This is a genomic window from Duffyella gerundensis, from assembly GCF_001517405.1.
GTDB lineage: Bacteria > Pseudomonadota > Gammaproteobacteria > Enterobacterales > Enterobacteriaceae > Duffyella > Duffyella gerundensis.
Map to the genome: position 1 here is coordinate 587416 of NZ_LN907827.1, position 15261 is coordinate 602676.

15 protein-coding genes and 1 riboswitch are annotated in these 15261 nt (G+C 54.2%); of the genes, 8 read left to right on the forward strand and 7 right to left on the reverse strand.

Annotated elements, in window-relative coordinates; all coding sequences use genetic code 11:
- The first annotated feature begins 54 nt into the window (after positions 1-54).
- Entirely contained in the window at positions 55-1482 is a 1428-nt protein-coding gene (hldE, locus tag EM595_RS02680; RefSeq protein ID WP_067427617.1) for a bifunctional D-glycero-beta-D-manno-heptose-7-phosphate kinase/D-glycero-beta-D-manno-heptose 1-phosphate adenylyltransferase HldE, read from the forward strand.
- A 40-nt stretch (positions 1483-1522) separates the two neighbouring features.
- Here hldE and ubiK read toward each other — a convergent pair whose 3' ends face one another.
- Positions 1523-1939: a ubiquinone biosynthesis accessory factor UbiK gene (gene ubiK, locus EM595_RS02685; RefSeq protein WP_067435098.1), complete on the reverse strand. Its 417-nt coding sequence runs from the start codon at positions 1937-1939 to the stop codon at positions 1523-1525.
- A 377-nt stretch (positions 1940-2316) separates the two neighbouring features.
- A riboswitch (FMN riboswitch) is annotated at positions 2317-2467 on the forward strand.
- A gap of 109 nt (positions 2468-2576) precedes the next feature.
- On the opposite strand from ubiK, the gene ribB reads away from it, so the two are divergent.
- Entirely contained in the window at positions 2577-3233 is a 657-nt protein-coding gene (ribB, locus tag EM595_RS02690; protein WP_067427619.1) for a 3,4-dihydroxy-2-butanone-4-phosphate synthase, read from the forward strand.
- Between the two features lie 57 nt (positions 3234-3290).
- On the opposite strand, the gene EM595_RS02695 is transcribed toward ribB, so the two are convergent.
- Both EM595_RS02695 and zupT read right to left on the reverse strand, forming a co-directional pair.
- Complete coding sequence (locus tag EM595_RS02695; protein ID WP_067427621.1) at positions 3291-3674, reverse strand: cell wall hydrolase; 384 nt, start codon at positions 3672-3674, stop codon at positions 3291-3293.
- 148 nt (positions 3675-3822) lie between these two features.
- Positions 3823-4590, reverse strand: coding sequence for a zinc transporter ZupT (gene zupT, locus EM595_RS02700; RefSeq protein ID WP_067427623.1), 768 nt, complete (start codon positions 4588-4590; stop codon positions 3823-3825).
- A 198-nt stretch (positions 4591-4788) separates the two neighbouring features.
- Between zupT and ygiD the strand changes: the two genes are divergently transcribed.
- Positions 4789-5580 carry a 4,5-DOPA-extradiol-dioxygenase gene (gene ygiD / locus EM595_RS02705; protein ID WP_067427625.1) on the forward strand — a complete coding sequence of 264 codons (792 nt, stop codon included), beginning with the start codon at positions 4789-4791 and terminating at the stop codon, positions 5578-5580.
- Between the two features lies 1 nt (position 5581).
- Here the strand turns inward: ygiD and EM595_RS02710 are convergent, their stop codons facing one another.
- The 3 genes from EM595_RS02710 to tolC all read right to left on the reverse strand — a co-directional run bounded on the left by EM595_RS02710 (position 5582) and on the right by tolC (position 9019).
- Positions 5582-6745, reverse strand: coding sequence for a glutathionylspermidine synthase family protein (locus tag EM595_RS02710; RefSeq protein WP_067427627.1), 1164 nt, complete (start codon positions 6743-6745; stop codon positions 5582-5584).
- A 6-nt stretch (positions 6746-6751) separates the two neighbouring features.
- Entirely contained in the window at positions 6752-7411 is a 660-nt protein-coding gene (locus EM595_RS02715; protein ID WP_067427629.1) for a DUF1190 family protein, read from the reverse strand.
- A gap of 144 nt (positions 7412-7555) precedes the next feature.
- On the reverse strand, positions 7556-9019 hold the full coding sequence (gene tolC, locus EM595_RS02720; RefSeq protein ID WP_067427633.1) for an outer membrane channel protein TolC: 1464 nt from the start codon (positions 9017-9019) through the stop codon (positions 7556-7558).
- Between the two features lie 216 nt (positions 9020-9235).
- On the opposite strand from tolC, the gene nudF reads away from it, so the two are divergent.
- The 5 genes from nudF to parE are packed head-to-tail and all read left to right on the forward strand — an operon-like array spanning position 9236 to position 13697.
- Positions 9236-9871, forward strand: a complete 636-nt coding sequence (gene nudF / locus EM595_RS02725; protein ID WP_067427634.1) for an ADP-ribose diphosphatase — start codon at positions 9236-9238, stop codon at positions 9869-9871.
- Positions 9868-10290 carry a DUF1249 family protein gene (locus EM595_RS02730; protein ID WP_067427635.1) on the forward strand — a complete coding sequence of 141 codons (423 nt, stop codon included), beginning with the start codon at positions 9868-9870 and terminating at the stop codon, positions 10288-10290. The genes nudF and EM595_RS02730 overlap by 4 nt, the downstream gene beginning before the upstream one ends.
- Before the next feature lie 44 nt (positions 10291-10334).
- On the forward strand, positions 10335-11162 hold the full coding sequence (gene cpdA / locus EM595_RS02735; protein WP_067427636.1) for a 3',5'-cyclic-AMP phosphodiesterase: 828 nt from the start codon (positions 10335-10337) through the stop codon (positions 11160-11162).
- A gap of 3 nt (positions 11163-11165) precedes the next feature.
- Positions 11166-11747 carry an esterase YqiA gene (gene yqiA / locus EM595_RS02740; RefSeq protein WP_067427638.1) on the forward strand — a complete coding sequence of 194 codons (582 nt, stop codon included), beginning with the start codon at positions 11166-11168 and terminating at the stop codon, positions 11745-11747.
- A gap of 54 nt (positions 11748-11801) precedes the next feature.
- Positions 11802-13697, forward strand: coding sequence for a DNA topoisomerase IV subunit B (parE, locus tag EM595_RS02745; protein WP_067427640.1), 1896 nt, complete (start codon positions 11802-11804; stop codon positions 13695-13697).
- A 27-nt stretch (positions 13698-13724) separates the two neighbouring features.
- On the opposite strand, the gene EM595_RS02750 is transcribed toward parE, so the two are convergent.
- Positions 13725-15224, reverse strand: coding sequence for a tetratricopeptide repeat protein (locus tag EM595_RS02750; RefSeq protein ID WP_067427642.1), 1500 nt, complete (start codon positions 15222-15224; stop codon positions 13725-13727).
- Positions 15225-15261: the final 37 nt, after the last annotated feature.

The following is a 15261-nucleotide window of genomic DNA, read 5'->3' on the forward strand; positions in this document are numbered from 1 at the left end:
AGCCTGTGCTATTATCCGGCGCAATATTTTTGACTGTAGTCTGGAGTATCTGGAATGAAAGTAACACTGCCCGAGTTTAACCATGCGGCTGTGCTGGTGGTTGGTGATGTTATGTTGGATCGTTATTGGCATGGGCCTACCAGTCGTATCTCGCCGGAAGCGCCAGTGCCGGTGGTAAAAGTAGAAAATATTGAAGAGCGACCGGGTGGTGCGGCTAACGTGGCGATGAATATCGCGGCACTGGGTTCCGGCTCCCGTCTCATCGGCCTCACTGGCGTCGATGATGCTGCACAGGCGCTCGATCACTCCCTGCGCAAGGTCAACGTTGAATGCGATTTTGTGGCTATCGCCACCCATCCAACCATTACCAAGCTGCGCGTGCTGTCACGTAACCAGCAACTGATCCGCCTTGATTTTGAAGAAGGCTTTGAAGGGGTCGATCCAACGCCTGTTCATCAGCGTATCAGCCTGGCACTGCCTGCGGTTGGGGCGCTGGTGCTGTCGGATTACGCCAAAGGCGCGCTGGCCGACGTACAAACCATGATTGCGCTGGCGCGCGAAGCGGGCGTACCGGTGCTGGTGGATCCTAAAGGTGCCGATTTCTCTCGCTACCGCGGCGCAACGCTGCTAACACCTAACTTTTCAGAATTTGAAACGGTGGTGGGTAAGTGCAAAACCGAAGAAGAGATCGTGACGCGCGGCATGGCGCTGATCGCTGACTACGATCTGTCGGCGCTGCTGGTCACGCGTTCAGAAAATGGCATGACGCTTTTACAACCAGGCCGTGAACCACTCAATCTGCCTACCCAGGCGCAGGAAGTGTTTGATGTTACCGGTGCGGGCGACACGGTTATCGGCGTACTGGCGGCATCGCTGGCAGCAGGGAGCTCACTGGAAGATGCCTGCTTCCTTGCCAATGCGGCGGCAGGTGTGGTGGTGGGCAAGCTGGGCACATCAACCGTATCACCGGTAGAGCTGGAGAATGCCATTCATGCCCGTCCGGAAACCGGTTTTGGCGTCATGAACGAAGAGCAGTTGCAGGATGCCGTGGCAAAAGCGCGTCAGCGCGGTGAAAAAGTGGTCATGACCAACGGCATTTTTGACATTCTGCATGCAGGCCATGTCTCTTACCTCGCCAATGCCCGCAAGTTAGGCGATCGACTAATTGTTGCGGTCAACAGCGATGCGTCAACGAAGCGTCTGAAAGGCGAAGAGCGTCCAATTAATCCATTGATCAACCGAATGATTGTATTGGGCGCGCTGGAGTCCGTTGACTGGGTCGTGGCATTTGAAGAAGATACGCCGCAGCGACTGATCGCACAGGTATTGCCGGATCTGTTAGTGAAGGGCGGAGATTACAAGCCAGAAGATATTGCGGGCAGCAAAGAGGTCTGGGCTAACGGCGGTGAGGTGCGCGTGCTGAATTTTGAGGATGGTCTGTCCACGACCAATATCATCAAGGCTATTCGCGCTAAATCCTGATTGCAGAGAAAACGGGAGGTGATCCTCCCGCTTTTAAAACTTATTGCTTAGGTTCTTCTGGCTTTGCGTCTGGCTCGTGCACCGGCTTCGGCGCGGTAACTGGCGCGGTAACTGGCGCAGTTGCTGCAGTAGCAGGTGCAGGGGTAGCTACAGGCGCGGCTGTTGACGAAGTTGTTGCGGTCGCAGGCACAGCGGTTGCTACAGGTGCAGAGGAAGTCGACTGATTTTCCAGCTGGGCAATACGCTGTTCCAGCGCGGCCAGTTTCTCGCGCGTGCGGATCAACACCTGCGTCTGCACATCAAACTCTTCACGATTAACCAACTCCATGCGTGTCAGTTGAGCCTGCAAAACCTGGCGAATCTTTTTCTCAACGTCGTCGCCTAAATCGCGAATGCCTTTAGGCATCGCTTCGTGAACCTGACGAGCAAGTTGTTCAATTTTTTTTGAGTCAATCATGGCGGTTTCCTGATCGCATATAAGTATTAAGCTGCGTTCTGCCATGAAATTCAGCAGCGTCACAGCCCGAAAATTGGTTATCACGGCCAGGCGCAAACAGAAGATGTCGCCCGAGCCTGAGGGCAGCTGCGGCATCCTGCTGAAATGCGTCCCGCGAAACGGACAGCCAGTGCGTTGTGTCGCCTATCAGTAAAGCGCACGTTATTGCTCGTGTCGGGCAGGTATAATTCTCTTTCTGTGCGCACAAGACAGACACAACTCTGCTAAGTGTAATGCCTGAATCCAAAAGGATAAACCCAAAACATTGCATCCGCAGCGCATAAGCTTTTGCGGCTTTGTTGATTGCCCGTCCAGATGTTTGGCGTTATAGTAAATTTGCTTATTCTCAGGGCGGGGCGAAATTCCCCACCGGCGGTAAATCAGCTTCTGTGCTGAAAGCCCGCGAGCGCTTCAGGCTCTGTCTGAAGGTCAGCAGATCCGGTGTGATTCCGGGGCCGACGGTTAAAGTCCGGATGGGAGAGGGTAACGATTTCTGACGAGCCTGTGCTCGCCTCATGTTATTGTTTTGTCGCCGCAGACACACTCCTAAGCACGCCCTGATTCTGGTAACTCATTTCATACTAAAGGTTTATTTACCATGAATCAGACGCTTCTTTCTGAATTTGGCACGCCGGAACAGCGTGTGGAAAATGCTTTGGCCGCGTTGCGTGCGGGCCAGGGCGTTATGGTGCTCGATGACGAGGACCGCGAAAACGAAGGCGATATGATTTTCGCCGCAGAAACCATGACCGTTGAGCAAATGGCACTGACGATTCGCCACGGCAGCGGCATTGTTTGTCTCTGCCTGAATGAAGAGCGTCGTCAACAGCTTGAATTGCCTATGATGGTCGAGAACAATACCAGCTCATTCGGCACCGGTTTTACCGTGACTATCGAAGCTGCTGAAGGTGTGACCACCGGTGTGTCTGCTCAGGATCGCTTAACCACTATTCGTGCGGCTATTGCTGATAACGCTAAACCCAGCGATCTGCATCGCCCAGGCCACGTTTTTCCGCTGCGCGCCCGTGAGGGTGGCGTATTAACGCGCGGTGGCCACACTGAAGCAACCATCGATCTGGTTACGCTCGCAGGCTTCAAACCGGCAGGTGTGCTGTGCGAACTGACTAATGACGATGGCACCATGGCGCATGCGCCGGAAGCAATCGTGTTTGCGAAGCAGCATAATATGCCGGTCGTAACTATCGAAGATTTAGTGGCTTACCGCCGCAGCCGTGAAACACGCCACGCCAGCTAACGACTGACCCATTCGCAATGGCAGCCTTTTACAGAGGCTGCCATTTTTTTTGCCGCTTTACCGTGCCGCATAAAAAGTATGGTTACCAATGACCATGGTGCGCTGGAAAGTCTTACGCCAGTACGGCTTTACCCGATGATTGTGAAAATAGGTGGCACCGTTGGTCACATCTTCCAGTTCGCCATGCACAATACGGTGCGCCAGTCTTTGAGCGCGTTGCCAGCTGGGATCGCTATCTGACGGTTTAACGTCGAGGCGTTTTTTAAAGTTGGTCCAGGAAAACTGTTTGGGTGCATAAACCACCGGGCAAATCTCTTTAACCTCCCAGTTAGCACGATTCATTGTGACCGTACCAACGGCAATCTGCCCCAGTTCTGGTTCGCCGCGCGCTTCATGATAAATGTTCAGCGCAAGGCACAAAATAGCTCCTTGAAGTAACATACCTTTTCCGTGTTTTTTTATCAGAATCAACGGAAGAGGAGTGTAATTAAGCAGCAAAAAACAGGTCACAAGACCTGTCTTGTAATAAAAATGGCGGTTATTAACTCTTTGATAATTAAAAGCTGTCTTAAAATTATCGAGATTTGTCTTAACCTATGCCACTGCTCTGCAGCAGCGCCAGGCTGAATCCCATCACCGTCATACCACAGAGCACGCCATAGCTTGGGTTGCTGTGAGGATCGATCTCTTTTGCCAGCGGCATAAGCTCATCAACGGAGAGCGCAACCATGATTCCGGCCACAGCGGCCATGATGGCGGCAATCACCACCGGCGACACCATCGGACCCAGCAAGGCGAAAGCCAGCACGCCGCCTAATATTTCTGACAGACCGGAAATACAGGCCCAGAAAATGGCGCGCGACTTGGAGCCCGTTGCTGCATACATCGGCCCGGCCACCGCCAGACCTTCAGGAATATTATGTATCGCCACTGCCAGCGCGATACCCAGACCCAGTTCCATGTCGCTGCTGGCGGTAACGTAAGTGGCGATGCCCTCGGGAAAATTATGCAGGCTGATGCCCAGCGTCAATAAAATGGCGGTGCGCCTGATATTCTGCGGCTTCTTTTTCTGATCCATCAGATCCTGAGGATGCTGATGCGGCAACAGGCGATCAAGCAAGAAATAACCAATCAGGCCAACTAAAAACATGCCATAGCCGAGCACAGGCGGCATGCCGACAGTATGCAATGCGGTAGGCAGCATCTCCATCAGTGAAATAAGCAGCATGATGCCCGCGGCAAAGCCCAGCGAGAAGGCGAGCAGGCGATTAGAGGGCTTTTGCCCCATTACACCGAGTAGTGCGCCGATAAAAGTAGCGGCTCCGGCTAATACAGTCAGAAGCAGTGGCACTGACATTTCTGGCTCCATAGATGATAATGATAATTGTTTAAATTATACGGAGACCCTACAAAAATCGAGTCTTTTCGCGTAAAGAAATGTCGGCAATATTGCGTCAAATTTATTGATGGAGTTTGTCACGTTAATCCGGGTTCATCGTGAAACCAAACCACGTAATCTGTGTATACAGAGCGACCGCTCCCCCGGAGAATTAACGTGAATACAGATCGTATGCCCGCCTTATTCCTTGGTCATGGCAGCCCCATGAACGTGCTGGAAGAGAATCTGTTTACTGCCCGCTGGCAGCAGCTTGGCCAGCAGCTACCGCGTCCAAAAGGCATCATCGCCATTTCCGCACACTGGTATGGCAAAGGCACCGCTGTTACCGCCATGGAAAATCCGCGCACCATTCACGATTTTGGCGGTTTTCCTCAGGCGCTATTTGATACGCACTATCCAGCGCCGGGATCGCCGCAGCTTGCCACCAGAATAGCCGAGGCGTTATCACCGCTGGAAGTGCAACTGGACCAACGCTGGGGACTGGATCACGGCACCTGGGGCGTACTGATAAAAATGTATCCTCAGGCAGATATCCCGGTTGTGCAGCTCAGTATCGACAGCACACAGCCAGCTGCCGCGCATTTTGCTATCGGACGCAGGCTATCGGCATTACGTGATGAGGGCTATATGATCGTCGCCAGCGGCAACGTGGTGCACAACCTACGCAAAATGCGCTGGCAAGAAGATGCTGAGGCCTGGCCATGGGCAACGGCATTCAATCAGTATGTCAAAGAGCATCTCGACTGGCAGGGCGAAGAGCACCCTTTGATTAACTTCGAACACCATCAGGCTGCGGAGCTCGCTAATCCCACGCCAGAACATTTTCTGCCGCTGCTGTACGTGCTGGGTTCACGTTATGAGCATGAACCCATCAGCATGCCCATTGACGGCATCGTGATGGGCGCAATTAGCATGCTTTCCGTGGTAATCGGCAAGCAAAACCGCTGAGTTAGTCGATGAAGGCGTGCGGATAGAATCGGGAAAGATCCTGCGTGATCAGATCACGATCTTCACGCAGACCAATCCCGGCAGGCAGATCGTTTACCAGCCAGCTGCCGATCAGCGTAAAGCTGTCGCCAAACTTCGGTAGCGGATGAAACTGCTGCACGATCATGCCTTCTTCACCGTAAGGGCCATCGACACGGGCAATTTCTTTGCCGTTTTCAATAATGCGAATATTGGCGCCTTCCCGTGAGAACAGCGGCTTGATCACATACTTATCCATGTGCGGCACGTTGTCATCGTCGGCAAACCAGGCGGGCAGCAGGTTAGGATGATTGGGAAACATCTGCCATAACATCGGCAGCAGCGCTTTGTTGGAGAGAATGCTTTTCCATGCCGGTTCAAGCCAGCGGACGCCCGCATCGGCCAGTTTGGTGGAGAAGATCTCGCGTAGCATAAATTCCCACGGATAGAGCTTGAACAGGTTACTGATGACCTGATCCTGCACATCGGTAAACTGGCCTCTTTCACCCAGCCCAATCTCATCAATATAGAGAAACTCACTGGGCAATCCCGTTTCTGCGGCGCAATCCTGTAAATACTGTACCGTGCCGCGATCTTCATCTGTGTCGCGACAGCAGGCAAAATGCAGCAGGTTGAAACCATGCTGCTGATGCAGCTCGCTAAAGCGGTCGATGAGCTTGTCCTGCAGGCTGTTAAACTGATCGCTGCCGGCAGTTAAGCGGCCCGACTTCAGCTGATCTTCCAGCCAGATCCACTGGAAAAAAGCCGCTTCGTACAGCGACGTTGGCGTGTCAGCGTTGTTTTCCAACAGCTTCGCATCGCCTTCACCATCCCACGCCAGATCGAGCCGCGAATAGAGCGATGGCTGGCGGCTGTGCCATGAATCGCGCACGAAATCCCAGGTGTGTTTTGGGATACGAAACTTTTCCAGCAGGGCTTCACTGGCGACCACTTTCTCCACTACCTGCAAACACATCTGATGTAGCTCAGCGGTGGTTTCTTCCAGATAGTCGATCTGCCCAAGCGTAAACTGATAATAAGCATCTTCGCACCAGTAGGGCTCGCCATGCATGGTGTGAAAACGAAAGCCATATTCGGTTGCTTTCTCGCGCCAGTCTGAACGTGGCTCAATAGCGATGCGTTTCATCAGCCGTTAGCCTCCAAACGAGCGATTGCCAGTGCTGGTCGCGCTGCTGCGTTGCATCGAATTTTGTTTCGCGACGCTTTCGCCAAAGCCGCCACGTGTCACGGTGTTGGTGGTCGCAGGTTTTGGTGCCAGCGCAGTTTTAGGCACGGTCATAGTACGGCCTGACGTGGCATTGCCATAGTTGCGACCGCTGGCATCAACGAATTTACCATTAGCCGGACTGGCCGGGTTTTTGGATGAAAACAGCGGTTGCTGAGCAAAGCCTGCGCCGCCGCCCATCATACGTCCCATCATATAACCGGCCATTAATGGCATCCAGAAGCTGCCGCTCTGCTGCGCTTCCGCGTTGGTTCCGGCCTGTGCCGGCGCCTGCTTACATTGATCCTCGCCAAACTCCGCCACGCAATCCTCACGCGAGGCATATTTCGGCGCGGTTTTTTCCGCTTCTTTCAGCGCACTATTGTAAGCGGTGGTGCACTGCGCGCTTTGACCTGGATTGGCCTTGCTGCAGTCGTCAGCATTCTGATACATCGAAACCGTTTCATCGGCCTGCTCACAGCCAGCCAGCATAAACACCGCCGACACCGCCAGCGCAACCGGCGTCAAATGTCGCGCGCTCCAGCTTTTGCGAAAAGAGGCGTAATTAATCGTTTTTGTCCGTTTCATGATGTTTCTCCTGTGCCCAAAGGTTAATGGGTAGGATAGGTTAAGCATGCTGATAATTGAAGCAGGAAGCGCAGAACGGGCGGGGATCTTTACGTAGCTATACGTTGGGATGAGAAGGGGGGCAGCAGGCGCTGCCCCACCGGCTTAATTAGCGAAAGGATTGTTGCTGGCAGCCACGTTACGATGACGATTGCTCACCGGCTGAGCCGCTGGCGTACCGTGATCGGCTGAGGTTTGCTGAGCACTGTTTTCAGGCGCAACCACTTCAGGTGTAGTGGACACTTCTTTGCCAAGACGATTGTTCAGTGCCGCCAGATCCTGCTCGTTCAGCGTGCCAAGCGCCGATTTAATGTTGAGCTCGTTAATCATGTAATCATAACGTGCGTTGGAGAGCTGCTGCTTGGCGTTATACAGCGTGGTAGTAGCATCAAGCACATCAACGATGGTGCGTGTACCGACCTGATAACCCGCTTCGCTGGCATCCAGTGAACTCTGTGCGGACACCACCGCCTGCTGATAAGCATTGATGCTGCTGATAGAGGCATTAACGTTGTTAAACGATGAGCGCACGGTTTGCACGGTTGAACGATGCGCGCTTTCCAGCTGCTCGCTGGCGCTGACATACTGATACTGTGCCTGCTTAACCTGAGAAGTTACCGAACCGCCGCTGTACAGTGGCAGGGTAAAGCTCAGTCCAACCTGGTTGGAACCGGTGATGCTGTCGGTGGATGAAGCACCCTGATTCGCACGGCTGCCGCCATATTTGCTGTTCGACAGGCCGGTTGACGCGGTTAAATCCAGCGTCGGCATATGGCCCGTTTCTGACAGGCGAATCTGCTCGCGTGCCAAATCCTGCGTCAGACGTGCTGACAACAGGTTGAGGTTGCGGCTTTCCGCTTCCTTCAACAAAGAGGCCACCGGCTGTGGTTTCGTCGCTTTGAAATTATCAATATTCAGCGACGCCAGCGTTGGATAGTCGTTGCCGGTTACCTGGCGCAGTGTCTCAACCGCGTTATCCAGCGCATTACGCGCTGTCACTTCGTTAGCCAGCACGCTGTCATATTGCGCACGGGCGTTCTGCACGTCAGTAATCGCCACTAAGCCAACGTTAAAACGCTGAGTGGTCTGATCCAGTTCACGATAAATCGACTGTTTCTGCGCTTCGGTGTAGGAAAGCGTATCGATGGCGCGCAGTACGTTGAAATAGGCGGTAGCAGTATTTAACATCAGGTTTTGCTGCGCGGTTTGCCAGGTGACATCCTGAATACCGGCGGTTTTTTCCTGCAGGGTCAACGCACGCCATTTTGACATATCAAATATTGTCTGCGTTAACTGTAATGAACCGCTTGTAGTATTGGAATGCAGGCCGCTGCTATCACGATAACCGCTGGCGTATTGATAATCAGCACCCAAACCAAGCTGGGGCAGCAACGGGCTGCGGGCTTCATTAATCTTTTCAAATGCCGCATCGCGGTCAGCCGCGGAACTGCGTAAGTCAGGGTTAGAGATGCGTGCTTGCTGGTAAATCTGTAACAGATTCTCAGCCTGGCTCGCAACGCTAAAGCCACCCAGGCTCAGGCCAATTACTAATGGGAGCAGTTTGTTCATTTGCATTCCTTGTGGTGCAGCCAAATTGCCATGGTAGCGCTGCTGGAGACCAAAAAAATAATCGCCGATTCTACCAGAGACTGATGAATTGTTAAGTTGGCTGAAAGTGCCATCTCGCCTTAATTTACGTAAATAATTCAGAAAGAACCAGACAATGACGCGAATGTGATTTGAATTTCGCGATAGCATCCCCAACTGATGGAACGAGGGCCGACAATGAGCAACAGTAAAAAATCCCCTGTGACTTTCTCGAAAAACGATGTAGAAATTATTGCACGCGAGTCGATCTACGACGGTTTTTTTTCCATGACGCGCTACCGCTTTCGTCATCGCCTGTTTAACGGCCAGATGAGCAACGAAGTACAGCGCGAAGTTTTTGAGCGCGGCCATGCTGCCGTGCTGTTGCCCTGGGATCCTCGTCGTGATGAAGTGGTCCTGATCGAGCAGATTCGTATTCCCGCCTATGACACCAGCGCCACACCCTGGCTGCTTGAACTCGTTGCTGGCATTATTGAACCCGGCGAAAGCGTGGAAGACGTGGCTCGCCGCGAAGCGATGGAAGAGGCTGGTCTGCAGGTCAATCGTATTCAACCGGTGATTAATTATCTGGCCAGCCCTGGCGGCACCAGTGAGCGTTTATCGGTAATGGTAGGCGAAGTGGATGCCAGCGTGGCGGAGGGAAACCACGGTCTGGAGGAGGAGAATGAGGATATTCTCGTGCATGTGGTCAGTCGCCAGCAGGCTTACCAATGGGTGGAAGAGGGGATAATTGACAACGCGGCTTCGGTGATTGCCTTGCAATGGCTTGAACTGCACCATGAGAGACTAAAAAAAGAGTGGAATCCAACATGACCAAGCGCTATACGCCTGACTTTCCCGAAATGATGCGCTTGTGCGAAACCAATTTCGCGCAGCTGCGGCGTTTGCTGCCACGCAACGATGAAGCGGGCGCGGCGGTGAGCTATCAGGTTAACGGCGCCCGTTACAGCATTACCGTTCTTGAGTCCACCCGTTACACGACGCTGGTGGAAGTGAAACAAACTGCACCGGCCGTGAGTTACTGGAGTCTGCCTTCAATGTCTGTCAGACTTTATCACGATGCGATGGTTGCTGAAGTGTGTTCAACGCAGCAGATCTATCGCTTTAAAGCACGCTATGATTATCCTAATAAAAAGTTGCATCAGCGTGATGAAAAGCATCAGATCAATCAATTCCTTGCCGACTGGCTGCGTTACTGCCTGGCGCATGGGGCGATGGCGGTGCCAGCCTGACGCTGCATGCCATCTAAAGTTTGAGGTGGAACTAAGGAAACGCTTTGGATAGCCTGCTAACTCTTGCTGTGACGAGCCATGCCAACATCAGGATTCTACAAATCACCGATACTCATCTGTTTGCGGGTAAGCATGAAACCTTATTAGGCGTGAACACGTGGGACAGTTTTAATGCGGTGCTGGACGCCATCAGCGCCCAGCAGGATGCGTTTGATCTGATCGTCGCGACCGGCGATCTGGCTCAGGATCACTCTACCGAAGCGTATCAGCACTTTGCTGATGGCGTTGCCCGTCTCGGCGCGCCTTGCGTGTGGCTGCCGGGCAACCATGATTTTCAGCCCGTGATGTTTGAGACGTTAGCGGCCGCAGCCATTAACGACGCCAAACAAATTTTATTGGGCGACAGCTGGCAGCTGGTGCTGCTCGACAGTCAGGTATCCGGCGTGCCGCACGGCATGCTCAGCGACTATCAGCTGGAATGGCTGGATAACGCGCTCGCCGCGGTGCCCGATCGCCATACGCTGGTGCTGCTGCATCATCATCCGCTGCCGTCGGGCTGCACCTGGCTCGATCAGCACAGCTTGCGCAACTCGCACATGCTCGACGAGCTGTTGCAGCGTTATCCGCAGGCGAAAAATCTGCTTTGCGGACATATTCATCAGGATCTGGACGTGGAATGGAATGGTCGACGCGTCATGGCCTCGCCCTCAACCTGCGTTCAGTTCAAGCCCCACTGCACCAATTTTGCTATCGATTCCCTTGCGCCAGGCTGGCGGCTGCTGGAACTCTACGCTGATGGCTCGCTGAGCACTCAGGTTAAGCGGCTGGCGACGCAGGCGTTCAGCCCCGACCTCGACTCTGACGGATACTAAGTGATGGCAACCCTTCTTTACCTGCATGGCTTTAACAGTTCGCCGCAGTCGGCCAAGGCGACGCAGATGCAGACGTGGCTGGCGGAACATCATCCTGAGATAGAAATGGTAGTGCCGCAGCTGCCCGCTTTCCCGGCTGAGGCAGCGGAATTAATGGAGTCGTTGGTGCTGGCGCGTGCTGGTCAGCCAATCGGTTTAGTTGGCTCATCGCTGGGCGGCTATTACGCCACCTGGCTGTCGCAATGCTTCATGCTGCCTGCTGTGGTAGTGAATCCGGCGGTACGTCCGTTTGAGCTGCTAAACGGTTTTCTGGGCGACAATCAGAACCCCTACACCGGCCAGCAATATGTGTTAGAGTCTCGCCACATTTACGATCTGAAAGTCATGCAGATTGAACCGCTTGAATCACCCGATCTTCTCTGGTTGCTGCAACAAACAGGTGATGAAGTGCTGGATTATCGCCAGGCACTGCATTACTACGCATCCTGCCGCCAGACGGTTGAAGAGGGGGGCAACCATGCTTTTATCGGATTCGAACGCTTTTTTCCGGCAATCCTGGACTTTATCGGGCTGAAGCACGCCTGATCCACGCCGCCAAAAAAGGTTAACCCACATTTCTCCTTTAATCAGATTGTTACGATGACTCAATCCAGCTACAACGCTGATGCCATTGAGGTACTCAGCGGTTTAGAGCCCGTACGGCGTCGTCCGGGCATGTATACCGACACTTCGCGTCCTAACCACTTAGGGCAGGAAGTGATCGACAACAGTATCGACGAAGCGTTAGCGGGTCACGCAAAGCGCGTCGAGGTCATTTTGCACGCCGATCAGTCGCTGGAAGTGATTGATGACGGACGCGGTATGCCGGTGGATATCCATCAGGAAGAGGGCGTCCCGGCGGTTGAACTGATTTTTTGTCGGCTGCATGCAGGCGGAAAATTCTCCAATAAAAATTACCAGTTCTCGGGCGGCCTGCATGGCGTCGGTATCTCGGTGGTTAACGCCCTGTCGACGCGCGTGGAAGTGACCGTGCGCCGCAATGGCGAAGTCTACGAAATGGCGTTTGAAAATGGCGATAAGGTGCAGGATTTGCACGTTACCGGCACCGTTGGCAAACGCAACACCGGCACGCGCGTGCATTTCTGGCCGGATGGCAGCTTTTTTGACAGCCCGCGCTTTTCCGTCTCGCGTCTGAGCCATCTGTTAAAGGCCAAGGCGGTACTGTGTCCCGGTGTGGAGATTGTCTTCAAGGACAAGCTCAATAACACCGAGCAGCGCTGGTGTTATGAAGATGGCCTGACTGATTATCTGATGGAAGCGGTCAACGGCCTGATTACTCTGCCTGAGCAGCCGTTTGTCGGCAGCTTCTCCGGTGATGTTGAAGCGGTTGACTGGGCGCTGCTCTGGCTGCCAGAAGGCGGCGAACTGCTGACGGAAAGCTACGTTAACCTGATTCCCACTATGCAGGGCGGCACGCATGTGAACGGTCTGCGTCAGGGATTGCTCGATGCGATGCGTGAATTCTGTGAATACCGCAATATCCTGCCGCGCGGCGTGAAGCTCTCGGCAGAAGATATCTGGGATCGCTGCGCCTACGTGCTGTCGGTAAAAATGCAGGATCCGCAGTTTGCTGGCCAGACCAAAGAACGCCTTTCTTCACGGCAGTGCGCCGCTTTTGTCTCCGGCGTGGTGAAAGATGCCTTTAGCCTGTGGCTAAACCAAAACGTGCAGGCTGCTGAACAACTGGCAGAACTGGCAATCTCCAGCGCCCAGCGCCGCATGCGTGCCGCGAAAAAAGTGGTGCGTAAAAAGCTCACCAGCGGTCCGGCACTCCCGGGCAAGCTGGCTGACTGTACCGCGCAGGATCTAAATAAAACCGAACTGTTTCTGGTGGAAGGGGATTCTGCAGGTGGCTCGGCCAAGCAGGCACGCGATCGCGAATTTCAGGCGATCATGCCGCTCAAGGGCAAGATCCTCAATACCTGGGAAGTGTCGTCGGATGAGGTGCTTGCGTCTCAGGAAGTGCACGATATCTCGGTGGCTATCGGTATCGATCCCGACAGCGAAGATATGAGCCAGCTGCGCTACGGCAAAATCTGTATTCTTGCCGATGCTGACTCCGATGGCCTGCACATTGCCACGCTACTCTGTGCGCTGTTTGTGCGCCACTTCCGTTCGCTGGTGAAAGGCGGCCATGTTTACGTGGCAATGCCGCCGCTTTACCGTATCGATCTGGGTAAAGAGGTGCACTACGCGCTGGACGAAGAGGAGAAAGCGGGCATTCTTGAGCAGCTCAAGCGTAAACGCGGTAAGCCAAACGTACAGCGTTTCAAAGGATTGGGTGAGATGAACCCGATGCAGCTGCGTGAAACCACGCTGGATCCCAATACGCGTCGCCTGGTGCAGTTAACCATCAGCGATGAGGATATCGATCAGACGTTAGCGATGATGGATATGCTGCTGGCCAAGAAGCGCTCGGAAGATCGGCGCAACTGGCTACAGGAAAAAGGCGATACCGCCGAAATCGAAGTCTAAAATCAGGGCGACGCAGGTCGCCCTTTTTTATTGCTGCTTTACCCACGTCTCCAGCGCGCAGGCGATGCGTGTAATCACCGCCGTCCATTCCTCATCCTGATGACGATAAAACAGACGCATCTGTGGATACCACAGTGAATCTTCGCGGCCAGCCGTCCAGCGCCAGTCAGTCGCAATACCGGGCACCATCACCCAACAGGGTTTGCCCATGCTGCCCGCCAGGTGTGCCACCGACGTATCGACGCTAATAACCAGATCCAGTTGCGCAATGGCTGAGGCCGTATCGGCATAATCGTGGAAACGCGGTCCGAGCGCGAGCGCGGGTTGCGTAGCCGCACAGGGCAGCACCTCCTCTTCCCCGGCGCCTTTTTGCAGGCTCACCCAGCGAATGCCCGGCACCTGCCATAACGGCGCCAGCTGGTTGAAATGCGCCAGCGAGCGCTGCGCATCATTCTTATGGGCGCTATTGCCTTTCCACACCACGCCAACCTGCAACGCTTCACTCTTCTGCGACAGCTGCCATTGCGCAAGGCGGTGCGCTTCAATCTGAAACAGCGGCGGCAGCGGGCCAAAAGGATCCTGGGTCAGAAACCAGGCTGGCAGATCGAGCTGCATGCACCAGCAATCAAACGCCACGCCGTTCAGTTCTTCAAAATGGGTCAGGCAGCGATCGATATCCGGCAGGGTGCTCAGCAGAGCGTGCAGTTCAGGACGACCGAGAAAAACAACCTCAGCTGCCTGCTTTTCCCGCTTCAGCCGGGTGACATAACGGCTGAACTGAATAATGTCGCCCAGCCCCTGTTCACACAGAATAGCAATGGTTTTACCGTTCAGCGGCTCGCCCTGCCAGTAGGGCTGGGTGAGTGCGGGCAGCCGGAAAAAGGCGTCGGGATTGGCGGCATGATAACGATATTGATAGCGCCGCCAGCCTTCGTTGAATTCGCCCTGACGCAGCAACACCATGCCCAGCGTATTTTGCCAGCGCGGCTCTTCCGGTTGCTGCTGTAACAGGCCGCGTAGCTGCGTAGCTGCCTCATCCAGCTGGCCGGTATGCGCATAAACCGTGCTCAGACCATAGGCGGCTTCACGATAATGGGGATCATGCGTCAAAAGGCGTTGGTAACAGCCGATCGCCTCCTGATGCCTGAATTGTTTGTGCAGCAAAATAGCGTAATTGTTCAGACAGGCCGCGTAATCGGGCAGCACCCGCAACGCCTGCTGATAATAACTTTCGGCCTGTTGCCAGTCGCCGCTGTCGTACCAGGTGAGCCCGAGACCGTTTAACGCGCCCGCGTCATGCGCCGAGAGCGCTAACAGGCGCTGATAATAGCTGATGGCGGCCTTAAGATTGCCTGCGCGTCGCTCCAGCCGCGCTGCTTCATGTAGCAGAGGAGTGCTGGCGCGGCTAAACAACAGCCGGCTGCGAATTTTCCTGCGTGCGGTCGCATAATCACCGCGATCGATCAGCTGTTGAATCTCCCTGAGTGCGCTATCGGCCTGAACGGCCTGGCGCTTTTGCCGAATCATTGCGTTATCCTGAAGGTTGAAAACGCGCGCATTGAAA